A 22972-nucleotide genomic window follows, 5' to 3' on the forward strand; every position below is an offset into this window, starting at 1 on the left:
CCTGGAGCGCCGCCTCAGGCCCTGGCCTGCCGCCGGGCCGCGGAGTACGGCTCGGACATCGCGACCAGCACCCGGCGGGGCCCGCTGTACGGGGAGCGGCCATGGGCCGCGAGCATGTTGTCCACCAGGAGCACGTCGCCCCGCTGCCAGGGGTACTCGATGCACTCCACGCGGAAGGCCTCGCGCACCTGTTCGAGCACCTCTTCCGGAATGGGCGAGCCATCGCCGAAGCGCGCATTGCGCGGCAGCCCCTCCTCCCCGAAGAGCTCCTGGAGCGACTGCCGCGCCGCGGCCCCGACGCTCGAGACGTGGAACAGGTGCGCCTGGTTGAACCAGAGCGTCTCCCCCGTCTGGGGATGCTCCGCCACGCCCTGGCACACCTGACGGGTCCTCAGTCCGCCGTCCTGCTTCCACTCGAAGTCGATGCCCTGCTCCTGGCAGAACCGCTCCACCTCCGAGCGCTCCTTCGTCTGGAACACGACCTCCCAGGGGAGATCGACACCACTGCCGTAGTTGCGGACGTACATCACCTTCCGCTCCGCGAACCGCTGAAGCAGCTCCGGCCCGAGGCGCTGCGTGACCCGGCGGATGGACGCGAGCGTCGTCGCCCCACCCTTCACGGCGGGCTGGGCGCAGTAGAACATCAGCTTCATCGGCCAGTCCCGCTGGTACGCGTTCTCGCAGTGCAGCGGGATGACCTCCGGCGGAGGGTACTCGGTGGCCGTGTAGACGTTCGCGCCGACCGACGAGCGCGGCGTGGAGCGGTACACGTAGCTCAAGCGGGCGGGAGAGAGCTGCTCACTGAACTCCTCGAAGTCGCGCTGGGCCCGCACCTCGAAGCCGCGGAACAGGATGGCCCCATGGGTGCGCAGGTGCCCGTCGAGCAGCTCACGGTTCGCCTCCACCCATGGCGCGAGCCGCGTTCCCCGCGCCGTACAGCGCGCGAGCAGCGGCGCGTTGCGCTCGGAATCAACCACCTCGAAGTGGACGACCTCACTCTGACTCATAGCGGGAACTCCTTGTGGCCGAACAGGCGCTCCGCCGCGATGCGCTCCTCACGGCACTGAGCCAGCAGCCGATCGGACTCGACGATCGGCTTCGACTGGGCCGTGTAGTGGATGCTGGCGACGTAGTTCAACCAGGGCTCCTGTCCCATGGCGTAGATGAAGACGTTGCGCGCGGAGAACTGGTGGACGAGCTCCATGCCTCGCTGGCAGTCGGAGCCGTTGAGTCGGCGGCTCTGGTCCATGTTCCGTTCCAGCTTGCGCGTGAGCAGGGGGCCGTACAGCCAGGACTGCGGCGCCCCCTCGCACTCCATCCCGAGGAACAGCGTGTCCACGTCGCCGATGGCCTCGTGGACATGCCGATACATCCGGCCGTCCAGGTTGGCGCTGTCGGTGACGCACAGCGCGCGTCGGCCCTGGAGGTTGATCAGGTGGCCAATCTTGCTCCGGATGTCGAGGTCACCGTGCTCGCCCATGAACGGGATGCCGGTGATCGATCCACCCGGAATCTCCAGCGCATCCATCTCCTCCAGCTCGACGACATTCTTGAAGCCGAGCTGCTTGAACATGAGCTTCATGGAGGGATCCAGGAGCGCGTCGCCGCCGCCGCGCGGGACAACCAGGGTGTTCACCCGGTGGCGCAGTTGCAGCAGGGCCTCGAACAACACGTGATCCTGGTGGTTGTGGGTCAGCACGACGTAGTCGATCGTGTCGGGCAGGTCCTGGAACGAGAAGCGCCGGACGTCGCTCGGGTACTCGTAGCTGATGAACGGATCCAGCAGGATGGAGGTCTCGCGGCTCTCGAACAGCAGACAGGCGTGGCCGAAATACCGGACCCGCGGCTGGTCTCCGTCGTAGCGGGGCGTGCGCCGCGGCGGCGTCGGGGTGAGCAGTCCATCCACCAGCGGCCGCTGCTCCGGCGTGACGCCGAGCGCCTCATAGAGTCCGGCGGCGGTCCCCGGAGTGCGCTGCATCCGGAAGAGCGTGTCGATTCCCGGGTGGTCGAAGGACAACGGGAGGTGGAGCCGATCCGGCTGCTCGAGCCGCGGCGTGCTCAGGATGAAGGGCCGGTGATCCTGCTCGATGGGGTACAGCATGAGGCTCTGCAGATCCCGCCGGTAGTACCGGCTGCGGTAGAGCAACCCCTCGAGCAGGCGCAGTCCGGGGCGGTTCGAGCCGTCGTAGGTGAGCTCGACGAAGCCCCGGAGGCAGTCCGGCAGCTTCGCGTACAGCGCATCCATCGAGTAGCCCACGGCCTCGCGCTCGACGAGAGCCGTGGCCTCCGCGATCGCCTCGGCCAACTGGATGAGGTCCCCGAGCGAGGCCTGGGTGCGCTTGAGCAGCTCTCGCACGTCCGCGCTGCGGTCGGTCTCGTAGTCGATGACCGGTCCCCCGAGCATCCCCGGCTGTTTGACCGCCGCCATGTGCAGCCGCGGGTTCTGCACGTAGGACTTCATGATCTTCACGTGCTGATTCGCGGTGAGCATGGCCGCGGTCGCGGGCGGTATCAGATACGACCAGGCGTACCACTGGTTGAACAGTGGTTCGATCACCAGGTTCGGCTTCACGTACACCTGACTGTCACTCATCCTGGCCTCCGGATAGCGCCTGCTGCTTCGTCACGGTGGCCAGTGACCGCTCGATGGCGGCGCCCAGCTCACGCGCGACCTGTATGACCTGTGGCTGCTCGAGCACCGTGTAGTGCTCGCCCGGCACCTCTACCACGCGCAGCGCCCCCTGGCTGGCCTGCCGCCACCCCTCGAGTTGCCGCGCCTTCTGTGCGGCGGGCGCGTCCATCGCCTGCAACAGCACCAGCTCGCGCGAGTAGCCCCGCGGCTCGTAGCGCATGCCGGCCCGCAGGTTGCTCGTGAAGACCCGGTAGATCTGCTCCAGGCGCTTCAGGGACAGCGCGGGCGACAGCAGGCCCAGCGCGACGGCCCGCTCCCGCAGGTAGGCCAGCCGCTCCTCGCCCGCCAGGGCATCCAGATGGGGCGCCTCCGCCGCGAGCCGCTCGATGCCAGGGCCGAGCAGATCCACGACGAAGTGGCGGAACAGCTCCGCCTCGTCCAGCGCCTCCGCGGTGAGGTTCGAGAGCACGTTGCTGTCCAGCAACGCCACCATCGCGACCGTCCGGCCCTTCGCCTCCAGCTGGCGCGCCATCTCGTACGCGACGATGCCACCGAAGGACCAGCCGCCCAGGAGCACGGGACCCTCGGGCCACACCTGCTCGAGCGCCTCGCGGTAGTGGGCCGCCAGCTCGGAGAGCTCGAGCCGCGGAGCCTCCCCGGTCTCCAGCTCCGGCGCCTGGAAGGCGTAGACGGGCTGGCCGGAGCCGAGCAGCCGGCTCAGCACGTTGTAGGCGGACACGCCTCCGCCCACCGGGTGCACCAGGAACAGCGGCGGACGCTGGCCCTCGGCCTGGAGTCGGACGAGCGGGGTCGGACGGTTCGCCTCGGCCCCCTGCTCGATGCGGCGGGCCAGCGCCGCGATGGTCGGCGCCTCGAGGATCGCCCCCACCGGGAGGTGGAAGTCCTGCTCCTCGCGCAGGGTGGCGATGAGCTGCAGGGCCAGCAGGGAGTTGCCGCCCACCTCGAAGAAGCTGTCCTCCACCCCCAGCCCCGGCATCTTGAGCAGCCGGGTCCAGAGCTCGAGCAGCCGCGCCTCCCACTCCGTGCGCGGAGCGACGGGGGCCGCGCGGGGGCTGTCCCTCCGCTCCGGCGCCGGCAGCGCGCGACGGTCCAGCTTCCCGTTCGGCGTGACCGGCATCGCCTCGAGCCGGATGAAGGCCGACGGCACCATGTACTCGGGCAGCCGCGCCCGCAGGGCGGCGCGCAGCGGCTCGAGCGCCTCGGGCAGCGAGGGATCGCAGACGAGATAGGCCACCAGCCGCTTGTCGCCGGGCACGTCCTCCCGGGCGAGCACCACCGCCTCGCGGACGCCGGGGTAGGCCACCAGCGCCGTTTCGATCTCACCCAGCTCGATGCGGAAGCCGCGCAGCTTCACCTGGTGGTCGATGCGCCCGAGGTACTCGATGTCCCCGTTGGGCATGTACCGGGCCAGGTCTCCGGTGCGGTACAGCCGCTCACCGGGCCGCGTCGCGAACGGATCCGGAACGAACGCCGTCGCGGTCAACTCCGGCCGATGGAGGTAGCCCCGCGCCAGGCCGATGCCGCCGATGTACAGCTCGCCCGGCACGCCCACCGGCACCGGGTTCAACATCGGATCCAGGAGGTGGATCCGGATGTTGTCGATCGGCTTGCCGATGGGGATGGTCGACAGCCCGTGCCCCGGCTCGCAGTGCCAGGCGGTGACGTCGATCGCCGCCTCCGTCGGTCCGTACAGGTTGTGCAGCTCGCAGGACAGACGGGTGGCGCACCGCTGCTGCATCTCGAGCGGCAGGGCCTCACCGCTGCACAGGATCCGCCGGAGGCTGCCGCAGCGCTCGCTGCCGGGCTCCTCCAGGAAGAAGTGCAGCATCGACGGCACGAAGTGGAGCGTGGTCACCCGCTCGCGCTGGATGAGCTCGACCAGGTACGCCGGATCCTGGTGCCCACCGGGACGCGCGACGAGCAGCCGGGCGCCGGTCATCAACGGCCAGATGAACTCCCACACCGACACGTCGAAGCTGAAGGGCGTCTTCTGCAGCACGCAGTCGTCCGGCTTGAGCCGGTAGGCGTCCTGCATCCAGCGCACCCGGTTGTACAACCCGGCGTGGGTGTTCATCGCGCCCTTGGGCATGCCCGTCGAGCCCGACGTGTAGATCATGTACGCCAGGTGCTCGCCCACCAGCGGCACACCCGGATTCTCGCCGCTCTCGCGAGCGATGCGCGGCCAGTCCGAGTCCAGGCCGAGGATCTCCGCGTCCAGGGGAGGCAGGCGCGAGCGCAGCCGCTCCTGCGTCAGGAGCAGCGAGACGCCCGAGTCGGCGAACATGTACCGCAGGCGCTCCTCGGGGTACTGGGGGTCGAGCGGGACGTAGGCGCCGCCCGCCTTGAGCACGCCGAGGATGGCGACCACCAGCTCGAGGGAGCGCTCCATGCACAACCCGACCCGGGACTCCGGCCCCACCCCCCGCGCGCGCAGGTGGTGCGCCAGCTGGTTGGCCCGCTGGTTGAGCTCACGGTAGGTCAGGTGCGCGCCCTCGAACGTCACCGCGATCGCGTCGGGCGAGCGCTCCACCTGCGCCTCGATCTCCGCGTGGACCCACACCGTCGTGGGCAGGGCAACCTCGGTGCGGTTCCACCCCACCAGCAGCTCCTGGCGCTCCTCCTCCGGCAGCAGCACGGCGCGGGCGTGCGGGGCCTCCGGCTGGGAGACCATCTCCTCGAGGCAGCGCACGTAGTACCGCGCGAAGCGCTCAAGCTGCGCCTGGGTCAGCTCGGTGCTCGCCCCCTCCAGCGACAGCTCCAGCCCTTGGGTCCGCGGGTTCACGTTGAACGTGGCGGCCAGGGTGAAGTTGGTCTCGGTGAAGCTCAGGCCCTCCACGACCTCGAGTCCCTCGAAGTCACGCAGGTCCTCCGAGAGCTGGTGGAAGTGCAGGAAGTTGAACGCGGTCTCGAACAGCGGCTGTCCGCCGAGCTCGCGCTGGATCTGCGCCAGCGGGAAGCGCCGGTGGGACATGAGCTGCTGCTCCGCTTCGAACGCGGCCTCGGCCAGCGCCTTCCAGCTCCCGCCGCCCAGCCGCAGGCGCCACGGGACGGTGTTGAGGTGCAGGCCCAGCACCTCCTCGCCCTGGGCCTCCTCGAGACGGCCGTTGGTGATGATGCCGGAGACCACGTCGCGCTGGCCGGACAGCAGGCCCAGCACCCGCCCATGCGCGGCGAGCAGCAGGCTCTTGAGGGGCAGGCCCCAGGTGCCCGCCAGCCGGGTGAGGCCGGTGGAGAGCGTCTCTCCCAGCGGCAGGAGCCGCCAGAGCGACTGCCTCGAGCCGGACGCGGGCGCAACCGGCGGCCGTGGCACGTGGACGAAGGTGAACCCGTCCAGGTATCGCTTCCAGAAGGCATGGCACTCCGGTGAGCCGAGCGCCTCCCTCTCGAGCCGGATGTAGTCCCGGTAGGTCACCGGAGACGGCGCCGGCAGCACCGGCACGCTGCCCGACACCTTCGCGTGGTAGCGCGTCAGGAGCTCCGAGAGCATCCGGGTGAAGCTCCAGCCATCGAGCAGCGCGTGGTGGAAGCTCAGGCAGATCTCGAAGTCCTCCACCCCGAGGCGGAACACCCGCGCGCGCAGCAGCGGCGCCTCGCTCCAGTCGAAGCCACGCTGCTTCTCGGACTCGAGCCAGGCGCGGATCGCCGCGTCCTGCTGGTCCGCCGCCAGCCCCGTCAGGTCCCCTTCCGAGACCGGCAGCTCGACCTGCTCGTGGACACACTGCAGCAACTGCCGGAAGCCCGTCAGGTGGAACGAGGTCCGGAGCACCGCATGGGCGGCCACCACCTCGCGCAGGGCCTCGACGAGCTTGCCGTACGCATAGGGGCAGTGCACCCGGTAGCTGAAGATGTCGTGGTAGGCCGCCGAGCCATCGAAGCCGCTGTGGAAGAACATGCCCGCCTGCAGCATGGAGAGCGGATAGGCGTCGACCACGTCGGACGGCAGGCGGCGCCGGTCCTCCTCGTCAATCAAGCTGAACGGCGCGCTCCGCGCGGGCGGGCCACTCCCCTGCTCCACGGCGGACGTCGGCTCGAGCTTCAGGCCCGCCGCCAGCTCGGCCACGGTCTTCTGCGTGAACAGCTGCATCAGCGAGACGTTCAGCCCCCGCTCCTTGAGGAGCGCGAGCACCCGGATGCTCAGGATCGAGTCGCCACCCAACGCGAAGTAGTTGTCGCGGATGCCGACCCGCTCGAGGCCCAGCACCTCGCCCCACACCTCGGTGATGATGCGCTCGACGTCGTCGCGAGGCGCCTCATAGGACCCGCCCAGCTCGAGCCGCGCCGAGTCCGGCTCCGGCAGCGCCTTGCGGTCGACCTTGCCCGTGGCGGTCATCGGCATGCGGTCGAGCAGGACGAAGGCCGCGGGCAACATGTAGTCGGGCAGCGACTGCTGCAGGAAGTCCCGCAGCTGCACGACGGTGGGCGTCTCGCCCGGGCGGGGCAGCACGTAGGCGATGAGCTGCTTGAGGCCCTCGGCGCTGGTGCGCAGCAGGACCGCCGCCTCGGCCAGCGACGGATGCGCCCGGAGCGCCGTCTCGATCTCCCCCAGCTCGACCCGGAAGCCGCGGATCTTGATCTGGTTGTCGAACCGGCCGAGGAACTCGATGTCCCCCTCCGGCAGGAAGCGCACCAGGTCGCCCGTGCGGTACAGCCGCTCGCTCAGACCCTCCGGGAATGGATTCGGGACGAACTTCTGGGCGCTCAGCTCCGGCGCGTTCCAGTAGCCGTGGGCCAGCCCCGGCCCGCCCAGGTACAGCTCGCCCGGAATGCCGGCCGGCACCGGGTGGAGGGCCGCATCCAACACGTAGACGGACGTGTGCGCGATCGGTCGGCCGATCGGGAGGACGTTGCCGGTGAAGTCCGGACGGATGGGATACCAGAGCGCGAAGGTGGTGCACTCCGTCGGGCCGTAGACGTTCAGCAGCCGCTCGGGCGGCCCGGCCCGGAACACCTCGCGCACCCAGCGCGGGTCGACGACGTCGCCGCCGACCAGCACCGTCCGGAGCGACCGGAACACGCCCGGCACCCGCTGCACCACCTGGTTGAACAGGGCCGAGGTGATGAACATCACGGTGAGCCCGCGCCGCGCGATCTCCGCCGCGAACACCTCCGGCGACAGCAGCACCTCCTTGGAGAGGATGGACACCCGCGCGCCATGCACCAGCGCGCCCCAGATCTCGAACGTCGCGGCGTCGAAGGTGATCGTCGCGAGCTGCGCGAAGCGATCGTCGGAGCGCACCGGCACGTAGTTCGTATCCGAGACCAGCCGGGCGATCGCCTTGTGGGGGATGGACACCCCCTTGGGCCGGCCGGTCGAGCCCGAGGTGTACAGGATGTACGCCAGGTCATCCGGGCCATTCACCGGCTCCGGATTGGTTTCCGGCGTGGCGAGCGTGTCGAGTTGCAGGTCCAGGGCGAACAGGTTGCCCTCGAAGTCCGGCAACTCGTACATGTACTGCGACTCGATGAGCAGCGTCCGCGGACGGACGTCGTCGAGCATGTACTGGATGCGGTCGCTCGAGTAGCCGGGGTCGAGCGGCACATAGGCGCCGCCAGCCTTCAGGATGGCCAGCATCGCGATGATGGCCCGCTCGGAGCGGTCGAGCATCATGCCCACCGGCTCGCCCGGCTGGAGCTGGTAGTCCTGCCGGAGCATGTGCGCGAGACGGTTGGCCGCCTCGTTGAGCTGCCGGTAGGTCAGCGAGACGTCCCCGTTCTCGATGGCGAGGGCCTCGGGCGTGCGTGCCGCCTGCGCCTCGAACAGCCGCGCCACCGGGGTGTCGATCGAGATCCGCGCCCCGTCGCTCAGCGACGCGGTGGGCTCGAGCCGAGGCACGTGGTTCCAGCCGCGCAGGATCAGCTCCCGCTCCGCGGCGGTCAGCATCGGCAGCGCCTGGAGCCGCTCGCCGGGGGCCGAGACGATCGACTCGAGCAGGGTCCGGTAGTGCTCCAGCAGGCGGGAGATGGTGTCGTCGTTGAACAGGGCGGTGCTGTACTCGAGCGAGCCGACCAACCCCTCGCGGGTCTCGTCGAAGACGAACGTCATGTCGACCTTGGAGGTCTCCCCCGGGAGCATCAGCGGCTCGAGCTTCAGGCCGGCCAGCTCGAGCTCGGGCATCGGGACGTTCAGCAGGACGAACATCACCTGCGCCAGCGGGGCGCGGCTGGTATCGCGCTCCTTGACCAGCGCCTCGACCAGCTTCTCGAAGGGGACCTCCTGGTGCGCGTAGGCGCCCAGCGTGTTCCGCCGGACCCGCTGCAGGAGCTGCTGGAAGCTCTCATCGCTCCGGAACCGGGTGCGGATGGGCAGCAGGTTGAGGAAGGGCCCGATGAGCGATTCCAGCTCGGCATGGGTGCGTCCGGCGATGGACGTCCCCACCACCATGTCCTCCTGGCCCGTGTAGCGGTGCAGCAGGACGTGGAAGGCACTGAGCAGGGTCATGAACAGCGTGGCCCCTTCCTGACGGCTCAGCGCGCGCAGGCGCTCGGAGAGCTCGGGGGACAGGGTCAGCGTCTGGGTACGACCGGAGCTGTCCATCGCCGTCGGCCGCGGACGGTCCGTCGGCAGCTCGAGCACCGGAGGCGCCTCGCCGAGCGCCTCGCGCCACCAGGCCAGCTGCGACTCGAGCACCTCGCCCTTCAGCCACGACTGCTGCCAGAGGGCGTAGTCCCGGTACTGGAGCGGCAGCTCCGGCAGCGAGGCCGCCGTGCCGGAGACGGCCGCCGCGTAGAGCGTCGACAGCTCGCGGATCAGGATGCCCATCGACCACCCGTCGGAGACGATGTGGTGCATGTTGATGAGCAGCACGTGCTCCGTGTCCTCGAGCCGGAGAAGCCGCGTCCGCACCAGCGGGCCGGCGGCCAGGTCGAAGGCATGGCGCAACTCCTCGCGGGCCCGCTGTTGCACCTCCACCTCGCGCTGCTCGCGAGGCACCGAGCGGAGATCCTCCACGGGCAGCGACAGCCGGCAGTCCGGGTGCACGACCTGCACCGCCCCGTGTCCGACCGTCTGGAAGGTCGTCCGCAGCAACTCGTGCCGCTGCTCGATGTCACGCAGGCACGAGAGCAGCCGCTCCGTGTCCAGCGGGCCCGAGAGCCGCAGCGCCCCGGGGACGTTGTAGGCCGGGTTGCCGGGCTGGAGCTGGTCCACGAACCACATGCGCTGCTGCGCGTACGACAGGGGCGACGTCACGCCTGTCGCCGCCCGGGTGAGGGGCGGCGCCTTGGGGGCGTTCCTCGTGGCGAGCGCGGCCTCCACGACCGCGGCGGACTCCCGGAGCGTCGGATGCTCGAACAGGCTGCGGATCGGCAGCTCGATCTGGAACGTGCTCCGCACCTGCGAGACGACCCGGGTGGCCAGCAGCGAGTGACCGCCCAGCATGAAGAAGCTGTCGCGGGCCCCAACCTCCTGGACGCCCAGGACCTCGCGCCAGATGTCCGCCAGCTGCTGCTCGATGGCCGTCAGCGGCGAGGCGTCGGCGGCGGGGGTGGTCGGCTTCAGCTCGAGCAGCGCCTTCCGATCGATCTTCCCGGAGAGCGTCAGCGGGAGCTTGTCCATCGGCACGAAGACCGAGGGAACCATGTAGGCGGGCAGCCGGCGCTGGAGCGCCGCGCGCACCGCGTCCTCCGGGAAGTGCTCCGGCGCGTCGGTGACGACGTAGGCGGCGAGGTGCTTTCCGCCGCGCTCGTTCAGGAGCACCACGGCCTCCCGCACCTGGGGCTGGTCACGGAGCGCGGCCTCGATCTCCTGAAGCTCGATGCGGAAGCCCCGCAGCTTCACCTGGTGGTCCGCGCGGCCCATGAACATCAGCCGGCCATCCGGCAGGTAACGCGCGATGTCGCCCGTGCGGTACATCCGCGCGCCCGGCGTGGTGCTGAACGGGTCGGGCAGGAAGCGCTCCGCCGTGAGCCCGGGACGCGACAGGTAGCCGCGAGCCACCCCCGTCCCACCGATGTACATCTCGCCCGGCACACCGACCGGGACCGGCTGGAGCCGCTCATCGAGCAGGTACACCGCCGTGTTCCAGATGGGGCTGCCGATCGGCGGCGGAGAGACGCCGGGCCGCAGCCGGGCGAGCGGCATGGCGGTCGCGCAGACCGTGATTTCCGTCGGCCCGTACAGGTTGAAGAGGCGCTGCGCCAGCGGGGATGCGCTCACGTCCGGGAGCGCGTCTCCGCCCGCCAGCAGGTAGCGGAGCCCGAGCGAGGTCGCGCCCGGCTCGTTCGCCACCGCCGCCGCCATGGGCGTCGGCAACATGCTGACGGAGATCCGCTGCTCGCGGAGCCACTCGACCAGGCGGGCCGGCGCCAGGCGGGCTTCGTCATCCGGGATGCAGATCGTGGCACCCGAGACCAGGGAGGGCCAGACGTCGAGGATGGTTCCATCGAAGCCCGTCCCGAAGGTCAGCGTCGTCCGGTCCCCCGGTGCCAGCTCGACGGTGGCGCGGTACCAGCCCGCCAGGTTGACGGCGCCGCGGTGCGGAACGAGGACGCCCTTGGGCTGTCCGGTCGAGCCCGAGGTGTAGATGACGTAGGCGAGCTCCTCCAGGGTGCGCCGCACCGGTTTCGCACGGAGGCCGCCGCCCGAGCCCCACCGGGAGGCGCCCTCGCGCCACGACACGACGCGCACGCCTTCCGGCGGTGTCCCCTCGCCCCATCCGTCACGCGTCAACACGAGTGGCGCGCCCGCATCCCGCAGCATGTAGGCGATGCGCTCGCGCGGGTTGGCCGGGTCCATCGTGAGGTAGGCGCCTCCGGCCTTGAGGATGGCCAGGAGCGTGATGAGGTATTCCGGCGACCGCTCGAGCAGCACGCCCACCGGCGTCTCACGGCCCACCCCCTGCGCCTGGAGCCAGGCGGCGAGCGACTCGGCCCGCGCATCCAGCTCCTGGTACGTCAGGCGCACGTCTCCCTGGGAGACCGCGAGCGCCTGGGGCGTGCGCGCCGCCTGGTGCTCGAACAGCTCGTGCAGGAGCAGCTCCGCCACGAGGGGTTGCTGGGTCTCGTTCCAGGCGCGCAGTTGCTGGCGCTCCCCGGCCGACAGCAGCTCCACCTCATGGATGCGCTGCTCGGGCGCACGGACCAGCGACTCGAGCAGCCGCTGGTAGTGCTCGAGCATGCGCTGGATGGTCGCCGCGTCGAACAGATCGAGGTTGTACTCGGCGACGAGCGTCAACCCCTCGGACGCTTCCACCGCCGTCAGGGTCAGGTCGAACTTCGCGGTGTTGCCCTCGGGCTCCATGTAGCCGCACGTCAGCCCCGGCATCGCGATGGGCTCGAACGGCGCGTTCTGGAGCGCGAACAGCACCTGGAAGATGGGGCTCCAGCCGAGATCGCGCTGCGGCTGGAGCACCTCGACCAGCCGCTCGAAGGGCAGGTCCTGGTGGGCGTACGCCGAGAGCGCCGTCTCGCGCACCCGCGCCAGCAGCTGGCGGAAGGTGGGATTGCCGGAGAGGTCCGTGCGCAGCGCCAACGTGTTGACGAAGAAGCCGATGAGCCCCTCGAGCTCGGCCCGGTTGCGGTTGGCGATCGGCGTGCCCACCACGATGTCCTGCTGCCGCGAGTAGCGGGCGAGCAGGACGTTGAAGGCCGTGAGGAGGGTCATGAACAGGGTCGCCTCCTCCTCGCGGCTCACGGTGTGGAGGGAGCGCAAGAGGTCCGCCGGGATCGTCAGCGAGAGCTGAGCGCCGCGCTGGGTCTGCACGGCGGGCCGCGGGCGATCCGTGGGCAGCTCGAGCAGCGGCGGCGCCCCGGTCAGCTGGTTGCGCCAGTAGTCGAGCTGGGCCGCGAGTGAAGAGCCCCGCAGGTACTCGCGCTGCCAGACGGCGAAGTCCGCGTACTGGATGGGCAGCTCGGGCAGCCGCGGGGAGTGGCCCTCGGCCAGCGCCCGGTAGACGTCCGTCAGCTCCCGCACCAGCACTCCGATGGACCAGCCATCCGAGATGATGTGGTGCATGCACAGCAGCAGGATGTGGTCGTCCTCCGCGAGCTCCAGCACCGCGGCGCGCAGCAGCGGGGCCTGCTTCAAGTCAAACGGCTGCTCCGCGTAGGCAATGCCCGCGGCCCGCGCACGCGACTCGCGCACGTCGGACGGCAGCGCGCGCAGGTCCTCCCACCGCACCTGGAACGGCACGGTGGCCGCGATCCGCTGCACGGGCTGGCCGTCGACGGACACGAAGCTCGTACGGAACGACTCATGGTGCTGGACCAGCACCTCGAGGCTCTGCTCCAGCGCGCGCCGGTCCAGCTGGCCACGCATCCGCACCAGCGCGGGGATGTGGTACGACGCGCCGCCCGGGGCGAGCTGCTCGAGGAACCAGAGGCGCTGCTGGGCGTAGGAGAGCGGCAGGTCCCCCGTACGCGCCACGGCCACCAGCGCCGGCTCCGTCGCCGCGCCGGTCCCCACCCGCTGCTCGATGCGCGTGGCCAGCTCCTCGAGGCGGGGCGCCTCGAACAGCACGCGCAGCGGCAGCTCGATCCCCAGGCTCTTGCGGAGGTGCGACACCACCTGCGTGGCCATCAGGGAGTGGCCACCCAGCTCGAAGAAGTTGTCCTCGAGCCCCACCTCGCGCACGTCGAGCACCTGCCGCCACAGCTCCGCCAGCATCCGCTCGGTGGGCGTGCGCGGCGCGGTGCGCTGGAGGTTCTCGGAGCCGACGCCGTCCAGGGAAGGCAGCGCCTTGCGGTCCACCTTGCCGTTGGGCGTCAGCGGGAGGGACGCCAACCGCACGAAGGCGGAGGGCACCATGTACGCGGGGAGCGACTGCTGGAGGAACTCCCGCAGGGCCCGGGCCTCCGGCATCTCCTCCGGCTTCCAGGGCACGACGTAGGCCACCAGCCGCTTGTCGTCCAGGGCCTCGCCCACCGCCACCACCACCACCTCGCGGATGGCCGGGTGGCGCACCAGCGCGGACTCGATCTCCCCCGGCTCCACGCGGAAGCCGCGCACCTTCACCTGGGTGTCGCGCCGACCCAGGAACTGGATCGTGCCGTCCGGCAGGTACCGGGCCAGGTCTCCGGTGCGGTACAGCCGCGCACCCGGCAGGCCGCTGAACGGATCGGGAATGAAGCGCTCCGCCGTCAGGTCCGGCCGCTCGAGGTAGCCCCAGGCGAGCCCGTCTCCCCCGGCGAAGAGCTCTCCGGGGACGCCCGTGGGAACGGGCCGCAGGTACTTGTCGAGCAGGTACACGCGGGTGTTGCCGATGGGGCGGCCAATGGGGACGGAGTGCCCCACCTGGGCGGGATCCGTCATCACATGGCAGCAGGTGAAGGTAGTCACCTCGGTGGGCCCGTACCCGTTGATGAGCATGCCGCCGCGCGCCAGGTGCTCACGCACCCGAGCCGGGGGCAACACATCGCCTCCGGCCAGTACCTGCCGCACCCGTCCCAACACCTCGGGCTGCTCCGCCACCATCTGCTCGAACAGGGCCGCCGTCAGCCACAGCGTCGTCACCTCGTGCCGCGTCAACAGCCGCGCCAGCTCCTCCAGCGAGAGGGCCTGCGCGGGCGCCACCACCAACCGGGCCCCGTGCAGCAGACTGCCCCAGAGCTCGAACGTCGAGGCATCGAAGGACGGCGAGGCGGCCTGGAGGACGACCTCCCGCGCCCCCCACCGGGCGTACGATGACCCCACCACCAGCCGCACCACGGCGCGGTGGGGGACACAGACGCCCTTGGGCCGCCCGGTGGAACCCGAGGTGTACATGATGTACGCGAGCGCCTCGGCCGGGGTGTCGATGCCGGGCGACACCTGGGGACGGGTGGAGAACTCCTCCCAGCCGGTGTCCAGGCACACGACCTCCACGCCATGCGCGGGCAGCTTCGCCCGCAGCCGCTCCTGGATGAGCAGCAGCGCCATGCGCGTGTCTTCCATCATGAAGCTCAAGCGCTCGTGCGGGTAGGCCGGATCCAGCGGCACGTAGACCGCGCCCGCCTTGAGGACGGCCAGGATCCCCACCACCATCTCCAGCGAGCGCTCCACGAACAGGCCCACGTGAGCGCCCGGAGTGACTCCCCGAGCCACCAGGTGGTGCGCGAGCTGATTGGCGCGCGCCTCCAGCTCCCGGTACGTCAGCCGCGCTCCCTCGAACTCCACGGCGACCGCGTCCGGCGTGCGCGCCACCTGCGCCTCGAAGAGGGACGGGAGGCTCGCCTCACGCGGATAGACACTGGACGTGGCGTTCCACTCCACCAGCAGCCGGTGCCGCTCCGCCTCGTCCAGGATCGGCAGGGCGGACACGCGCTGCTCCGGGTCCGCGACCGCGGCCTCGAGCAGGAGGCGCAGGTGTCCGGCCATCCGCCGGATCGTCCCCTCGTCGAACAGGTCGGTGTCGTACTCGATGAAGCCGGTGAGCCCCTCGGGCCCCTCCCCCAACGACAGCAGGAGGTCGAACTTCGCGGTGCTCGTGTCCAGGTCCTGGAAGGCGAACTCGAGCCCTGGCAGCGCGGGCAGCCGCAACGCCGCGTTCTGGAGCACGAACATCACCTGGAACAGCGGCGGCCGGCCGAGGTCGCGCCGCGGGGCCAGCTCCTCCACGAGCTGCTCGAACGGCAGCTCCTGGTGGGCGTAGGCGCCCAGGGTCGTCTCCCGCACACGCTCCAGCAGGGTCCGCACGGTGGGCTCCCCGGACAACCGGGTGCGCAGCACCAGCGTGTTGACGAAGAAGCCGATGAGCCCCTCGAGTTCGGCCTGGTTGCGATTGGCGATGGGCGTGCCCACCGCGATGTCCTCCTGCCCGGAGTAGCGCGAGAGCAGGGTCTGGAAGCCCGCGAGCAGGGTCATGAACAGCGTCACGCCCTCGCGGCGGCTCAGCTCGTCGAGCGCCCGGGTGAGCGCCGCCGGCAGCTCGACCGGAAGCTGGGCGCCCCGATGACGCCTCACCACCGGGCGGGGCCGATCGGTCGGCAGTTCCAGGGTGGGCAGGGCCTCGAGCTGCTTGCGCCAGTAGCCGAGCTGGGCCTCGAGCACGGGCCCCTGGAGGTACTCACGCTGCCAGAGCGAGAAGTCCGCGTACTGGATCGGCAGCGGCGGGAGCGCCGGCTCGGTGCCGCTCGTGAACGCGCGGTAGAACGCCCCGACCTCCTCCACCAGGATGCCTTCGGACCAGCCGTCGGTGATGATGTGGTGCAGGTTCAGCAGCAGCACATGGGTGTTCGCGGCCAGCCGGTACAGGACCGTGTGCAGCAGCGGCGCACGGGTGAGCTCGAAGGGCCGTGCCGCGGCATCGAGGAGCGCCTGCTGGAGCGTCGCCTCCTGCTCCGCGCCACCGAGCGCGGACAGGTCCACCTGCTCGAGCGGCACGTGGAGCGTGGGCTCGATGTGCTGGTAGGGCTGCCCGTCCCGGACGAGGAAGTGGGTGCGCAGCGCCTCATGGCGCTGGACCACCGCGTCGAGGCTCTGCTCGAGCCGCGCGCCGTCCAGCGGGCCGGAGATCCGGACCGCCACCGGCATGTTGTAGGAGGCACTGCCGGGCTCGAGCTGATCCAGGAACCACAGCCGCTGCTGCGAGAACGACAGGGGCAGCACCTGGTCCCGGGCGGCGGGCTTCAGCGGCGGCGGCACCGGCAGCGCCACCGCGCGGCGGGCGATCTCCACCCGCTCGGCCAGGGCGGCCACCGTGGGCGCCTCGAAGAGCGCGCGGATGGGCAGTTCCACCTGGAACATCCGCCGCACGCGGGAGACGATCTGGGTCGCCAGCAGCGAGTGCCCACCCAGCTCGAAGAAGTTGTCGAAGGCCCCGACCCTCTCGGTGTGCAGCACCTGGGCGAAGATGCCCGCGAGCAGCTCCTCGGCCTGGGTGCGCGGCGCCACGAACTCCTCGGAAGTGGCCTGGTCGGCGACCGTCGGTGCCGGGAGGCGGCGACGATCCACCTTGCCGTTCGAGTTGAGCGGCAGCGCCTCCATGAGGACGAAGGCGGAGGGCACCATGTACTCGGGCAGCCGCGCCTTGATGTGCTCCTTGAGCTGGGCGGGCTGCGGCGACGCGCCGGCCTCGGGCACCACGTAGGCCACCAGCCGGGGCGTACCGCCCGACTCGCCGCGGACCACCACCACCCCATTGTTCACGCCCGGGGCATCGAGCAGCGCCGCCTCGATCTCTCCGAGCTCGATGCGGTAGCCGCGGATCTTCACCTGGTGATCCCTGCGCCCCAGGAACTCGATCTGCCCGTCCGCGTGGTAGCGGCCGATGTCGCCGGTCCGATACAGGCGGGTCGGCTCCGGCACGAACGGATCGGTGATGTAGGCCTTCGCCGTGCGCTCCGGATCGTTCAGGTAGCCGCGGCCCACCGAGATGCCGGCGAGGCAGATCTCACCCGGGACGCCGATGGGCACCGGGTTGAGCTGCGCGTCGACGATGTACAGCCGGATGTTGATGAGCCGGCGCCCGAGCGGCATGTACGGCATGTCCGTCTTCGGCGCCTGGAGGATGTGGAAGTGGTTCGTGTCGTCCGAGCACTCCGTCGCCCCGTAGGTGTTGATCATCGGGATGTGCGGATAGAGCTGGAACCAGCGCTGGCAGAGCTCGGGCGGCAGGGCCTCGGCGTTGGAGATGAGCCAACGCAGGGACTGGAAGCGGGGGCGCTCGGCTGGCGGGAGCGCCTCCAGCACCTCGAGCATCGCGCGCAGCATCGAGGGCACGGTCTCGAAGATGGAGACGCCGTTGGAATCCACCGCGCGCAGCAGCGCGCCCGCATCGCTGGCCACCTCGTCATCCACGATGACCGTGCGGCCGCCGACCAACAGCGGGCAGAGCATCTGCCACACGGAGATGTCGAAGCACTGCGAGGCATTCTGGACGACCGCGTCCCCCGCCTTCAGCCCCAGGTCGTGGTTCTTGGCGCTCAGGTGATTGAGCATGCCGAGGTGCTCGATCATCGCGCCCTTGGGCGTGCCGGTGGAGCCCGAGGTGAAGAAGACGTAGGCCAGGTCGGAGAGGCGGGCGGGCCGTGACGGCACCAGCGCCACCGGCGCGGCCTCGAGCACGTCCTCGATGACGATGACGCGCGGTTGCGCCGCCCCCGCGGCGTGCGCGAGTTCCTGGGCCACCAGGGCATAGGCCCGGGACACCACGATGATCCGGCTCCGGCTCTGCTGGAGGAACTCGAGGTGGCGGCTCACGGGGTGTTTCGGGTTGAGCGGAATGTAGGCGCCGCCCGCGTAGAAGATGCCCACCACCGCGCTGAGCAGATCGATGCCGCGGTCGGCCAGCAGCAGCACCAGGTCATCGGCGGCCACCCCGGCGCGCAGCACCACCGCGGCGAGCTGCCTGGAGCGCTCGTCCAGTTGGGCGTAGGTGACGCGCTCGGCGCCGGACACGGCCGCGATGGCATCGGGCGTCGCGCGGGCCTGCTCGGCGATGAGCTCGTGCGCGCAGCGCGCGGGCAGCGGATGAGCGGTCTGGTTCCACTCCGTCACCAGCTGGTGCTGCTCCTCCCGCGTCAGCATCGGGAGCGTGGAGATCGGCTGCGCCGCATCCGCGGTGACCGCCGCGAGCAGGGTGCGGTAGTGCGCCAGCAGGCGCTCCATCGTCGAGGCGTCGAACAGGTCGGAGTTGAACTCGAGGTTGAAGGTCAGCGAATCCGCCGCCTCGGCGACCGCCAGCGTCAGGTCGAACTTCGCCGTGTGGTTCTCCAGCAGCAACGGGCGCCACGTCAGGCCCTGGAGCTCGATCACCGACGTCGAGGCGTTGTCCATGGTGAACACGGCCTGGAACAGCGGCGAGTGGCTCAGGCTGCGCTCGGGCTGGAACACCTCGACCAGCTTCTCGAAGGGGACGTCCTGGTGGGCGTAGGCCTCGAGCGTGGTGGCGCGGATGCGCTCCAGCAGGGCCTGGAAGCTGGGGGCGCCCGACAGGTCCGAGCGGATCGGCAGCGTGTTGACGAAGAAGCCGATGAGCCCCTGGAACTCCGCCTGGGCGCGGCCGGCCACCGGCACGCCGAGCACGATGTCCTCCTGGCCGGAGTAGCGGTGCAGGAGCACCTTGAAGGCGGCCAGCAGCGTCATGAACAGGGTCGTGCCCGAGCGCTGGCCCAGCCGCCGCAACTCCTCGAGGAGCGCCGGCTCGACCGTCACCGACAGCGTCTCGCCCCGGTAGGTCTGCACGCTGGGACGGGGCCGATCGGTCGGCAGGTTCAGCACCGGCAGCTCACCGTCCAGCCGCGTCCGCCAGTAGGCGAGCTGGCTGTCCAGGAGGCTGCCCTGAATCCAGGAGCGCTGCCACGCGGCGTAGTCGGCGTACTGGAACGTCAGGGGCTCGAGCCGGGGCGTCTGGCCATTGACGAGCCCGTTGTACAGCGCGGACACCTCCTGGATGAGCACGCCGATGGACCACCCGTCGGACACGATGTGGTGCATGTTGACGAGCAGGACGTGCTCCTGTGCGTCCAGCCTGTACAGCAGGGCGCGCAGGAGCGGGCCGGTGCGCAGGTCGAACGGACGGGAGGCATCGGCCGAGCCCAGCCGGATCGCCTCGTCGAACCGCCGCGGCTGCGGAAGCTCCGTCAGGTCCACCGGGTGCAGCGCGAACGGCATCTCGGGGTGGATGCGCTGGAACGGCTCCCCATCGTCATGCTCGAACGTGGTGCGCAGCGCCTCGTGGCGCCGCACGACCTCGGTGAACGCCTGCTCGAGCACCTCGGACTTCAGCGGGCCCTGGAGGTGGAGCGCCGCCGGGATGTTGTACATCGCGCTGTCGGGCTCGAGCTGGGTGAGGAACCACAGCCGCTGCTGCGCGAAGGAGAGCGGCAGTCGGCCGTCGCGCGGCGCGTGGGACACCGGCGGCAGGGGCAGCTCGTCCGCGGCCCGCCGCGCCACGTCGATGTGCCGGGCCAGGCCCGCGAGGGTCGGCGTCTCGAACAGCACCCGGAGCGGGATTTCGACCTGGAACACCTTGCGTAGCTGGGAGAGCACCTGGATGGCGCGCAGGGAGTGCCCGCCAATCTCGAAGAAGCTCTGGTTGCGGCCGATCCGGTCGTGCCCCAGCACCTGCGCCCAGATGCTGGCCAGGAGTTCCTCCGTCGGCGTCTGCGGCGGCGCGAGGCCCTCCTCCACCGGCCGGGCGTCCAGCGCTCGCGACGCCAGCGCCCGCCGATCGACCTTGCCGTTCGAGGTCAGCGGGAGCTCCTCCAGGAGCTGCAGGAAGGACGGCACCATGTAGGGCGGGAGCTGGCCCTTGAGGTGCTCGATGAGCCGCCGCTCGGCGCCTTGGGTCGCTCCGTCCAGCGCCGCGAACGCCACCAGCGCCGGGTCCCCCTGCTTCTTCTCCACGGTGATGACCGCGCACTCGCGCACCCCCGGCGCGCCGGCCAGCACCGTCTCGATCTCCTCCAGCTCGATGCGGAAGCCGCGGATCTTCACCTGATGATCGATGCGGCCCAGGAACACCAGGGTGCCGTCGCGCAGGTAGCGCACCAGGTCGCCGGTGCGGTACAGGCGCGCGCCGGGGGTCCGGGAGAACGGATCCGGCACGAACCGCTCCGCCGTCAGCTCGGGACGGTCGGCATAGCCGCGAGCCACGCCCACGCCGCCGATGTACAGCTCGCCCGGCACGCCCACGGGCACCGGCTCCATCGCGCGGTTGAGCACGTAGAGCTGGGTGTTGGCGATGGGCCGACCGATGGGGACCTGCCCCTGCAACGTCCCCCCCGCGGGCACCTCGTGGATGCAGCAGCCCACCACCGTCTCGGTCGGGCCGTATTCGTTGATGAGCCGGGTGGCTGGGGCGTGGGTCCGCCAGAACTCGAGCTGCTCGGCCGACAGCGCCTCACCACCAATCACCAGCACCCGGGCGGAGCCAGCGGCCGACTCGGGCGTGAGCTCATGCTCGAGCAGGGTCAGGTGGGCAGGCGTCAGCTTGAGCAGGCTGAAGTCCGAATCCGCGCGCAGCCAGGAGGCCAGCCCGGTGCCACTGGCCTGCTCATCACACAGCACCACGCGCTTGCCGGACAGCAGCGGCGTGAGCAGGCTGGTGACCGTCAGGTCGAAGCTCAGCGGCGACTGGACCGGAGCGCCCTGCCCTCCCGAGCCGTAGTAGCCCAGGCCCCAGTGGAGGTAGTTGACGAGCCCCTGGTGGGCGATCATCACGCCCTTGGGCCGGCCCGTCGAGCCGGAGGTGTAGAGGATGTAGGCCAGATTGCCAGGCTGGGCCAGTGGCTCGGGGTTGGCGTCCGACTCGTACCCGAGCTCCTCCTCCATCGCGTCGAGGTAGAGCGCCTGGACCGCCACTTCCGGCAGGCGCTCGGCCAGCGAGAGGCGCGACAGCACCACCGGCATCCGCGCCTCGGTGATGACGTGCGCGAGCCGGCCCTTCGGGTATGAGGGCTCGAGCGGCACATAGGCGCCACCGGCCTTCAAGACGGCGAGCAGGCCGACGAGCTGCTCGACCGAGCGCTCCAGATGCAGGCCCACCGGGACGTCGGGGCCCACGCCCAGCGAGCGGAGGTAGTGCGCCAGCCGGTTGGCCTGACGATTCAGCTCCTCATAGGTGAGCGCCCGCGTGCCGTCGGTGACCGCGATCGCCTGGGGGACCTGGGCGGCCTGTGCCTCGAACAGGGCCGGAACGCACACGTCGAGCGGGGCGTCCGTGGCGGTGTCATTCCAGCCGGACAGGAGCTGCTGGCGCTCGGGCCCGGACAGCAGCGGGATGGCCTCGATGCGGGTCTCGGGCCGCGCCACGACAGCCTCCAGCACCCGCAGGTAGTGGCCCGCCATTCGCGCGATCGTCGCCTCGTCGAACAGGGACGTGCGGTACTCGAGGGTGCCGACCAGCTCCTGGCCCCCCTCCATCATCGACAGCGTCACGTCGAACTTGGAGGTGCCGCGCTCGAACTCCAGCAGACGGGCCTCGACCTCGCCCAGCAGCCGCCCCGCGAGCGGTGGGGCGTCCATGTGGAACACCACCTCGAACAGCGGGTTGCCGCCATCGCGGCGGTCGGGCTGCACCGCCTCCACCAGCTGCTCGAACGGCAGTTCCTGGTGCTCGAAGGCCGCGACCGTCACCCGGCGCACCCGCTCGAGCAGCTCCCGGAAGGTGGGGTTGCCCGAGAGATCGGTGGACAGGGAGAGCATGTTGACGAAGAAGCCGATCAGCTGCTCCGTCTCGAGCCGGTTGCGGCCGGCGATGGGGGAGCCCACGAGGACCCGCGGCACATCCGTGTAGCGGTGGAGCAGGACCTTGAAGGCGGCGAGCAGCACCATGTACAGCGTGACGTTCTGCTGCCGGCTCAGCGCCCGGAGCGATTCGGCGAGTGGGGCGGGCACCTGGAACGTATGGAACGCACCGGCGGCGCTCGGACGCGCGGAGCGTGGCCGGTCGGTGGGCAGCTGCAAGAGCACCGGCTCGGCGCCAAGCTGCTCACGCCAGTGGGCAACCAGGCCCTCGAGCCGCGCGCCGGAGAGCCGCTCGCGCTGCCAGCGGGCGAAGTCGGCGTACTGGATGGGCAGCGGGGGCAGCGGAGCGGGCTGACCGGCCGTGAACGCCTGGTAGAGCTGGCCGAGTTCGCGCACGAGCACGTCCGTGGACCAGGCGTCCGAGGCGATGTGGTGCATCGTGATCAACAGCACGTGCTCGTCCGGCCCCAGCCGGAGCAGCTCCGCCCGCAGCATCGGCGGCTGTGACAGATTGAAGGGCTTCTTCGCCTCGAGCTCCGCGCGTCGGCGAACCTCGGCCTCCCGCGCTCGCGGCTCCATCCCGCCCAGGTCCGTCACCGGGAGCGAGAACGCGAAGGCGGTCGACACCTGCTGGCTGGGCTGCCCGTTCACCTCGACGATGCGGGTGCGCAGCGACTCATGCCGGTGGATGACCTCGCGCAGGCCGCGCTCCAGGGCATCGGCATCCAGCCGCCCCGTGAGGCGCAGCGCGGCAGGAATGTTGTAGGCGGATCCGCCAGGCTCCAGGGTGTCCATGAACCACAGGCGCTGCTGTCCGAAGGACAGAGGCGCCGTCCTCGCCTGCTCGGCGCGAGCGCTCAGCGCTTTCCGGAGGAGCGCCCTCTTCTGTTCCAGGGTGGAAGCATCAGAGGGCGGGTTCTTGTTGCTCATCGAGTTCCCCCAAGAGTCGTGTATGGCGGTGCGAGACCGCAGTGGTCGCGGAAGATGAAAGAACGAGGATCCGTAACCCAGACGAGATGCGGGCAGAAGCAGAACCCGCGGACCCGCCACGATTCAGCGGGTGGCCCGGAAAAGGCCTCGTTGTCGTCACGTGGGACGGATGTTTGTCACGAACCTGAGCAGTGACACCCGGAGGCATCCAGCATACCCTGCCGCCAGGCACGGCCTCCGCATGCTGGCTCCGAGAGGGCCCTGCGCGCCCCTACCCCGAGAGC

3 protein-coding genes are annotated in these 22972 nt (G+C 70.5%); all 3 read right to left on the reverse strand.

What is annotated here, in order from left to right:
- Window positions 1-14 precede the first annotated feature (14 nt).
- Genes CYFUS_RS33230 through CYFUS_RS33240 form a run of 3 tightly spaced genes read right to left on the reverse strand, consistent with a single transcriptional unit; the run spans window position 15 to window position 22688 of the window.
- A complete protein-coding gene (locus tag CYFUS_RS33230; protein ID WP_095988880.1) occupies window positions 15-1007 on the reverse strand; it encodes a TauD/TfdA family dioxygenase in 993 nt (330 codons plus the stop codon).
- Window positions 1004-2593 carry an MBL fold metallo-hydrolase gene (locus tag CYFUS_RS33235; RefSeq protein WP_095988881.1) on the reverse strand — a complete coding sequence of 530 codons (1590 nt, stop codon included), beginning with the start codon at window positions 2591-2593 and terminating at the stop codon, window positions 1004-1006. Before CYFUS_RS33235 ends, CYFUS_RS33230 begins: the two co-directional genes overlap by 4 nt.
- A complete protein-coding gene (locus tag CYFUS_RS33240) occupies window positions 2586-22688 on the reverse strand; it encodes a non-ribosomal peptide synthase/polyketide synthase (protein ID WP_095988882.1) in 20103 nt (6700 codons plus the stop codon). The genes CYFUS_RS33235 and CYFUS_RS33240 overlap by 8 nt, the downstream gene beginning before the upstream one ends.
- Window positions 22689-22972 lie beyond the last annotated feature (284 nt).

The sequence above is a fragment of the Cystobacter fuscus genome, assembly GCF_002305875.1.
GTDB classification, from domain to species: Bacteria; Myxococcota; Myxococcia; order Myxococcales; family Myxococcaceae; genus Cystobacter; species Cystobacter fuscus_A.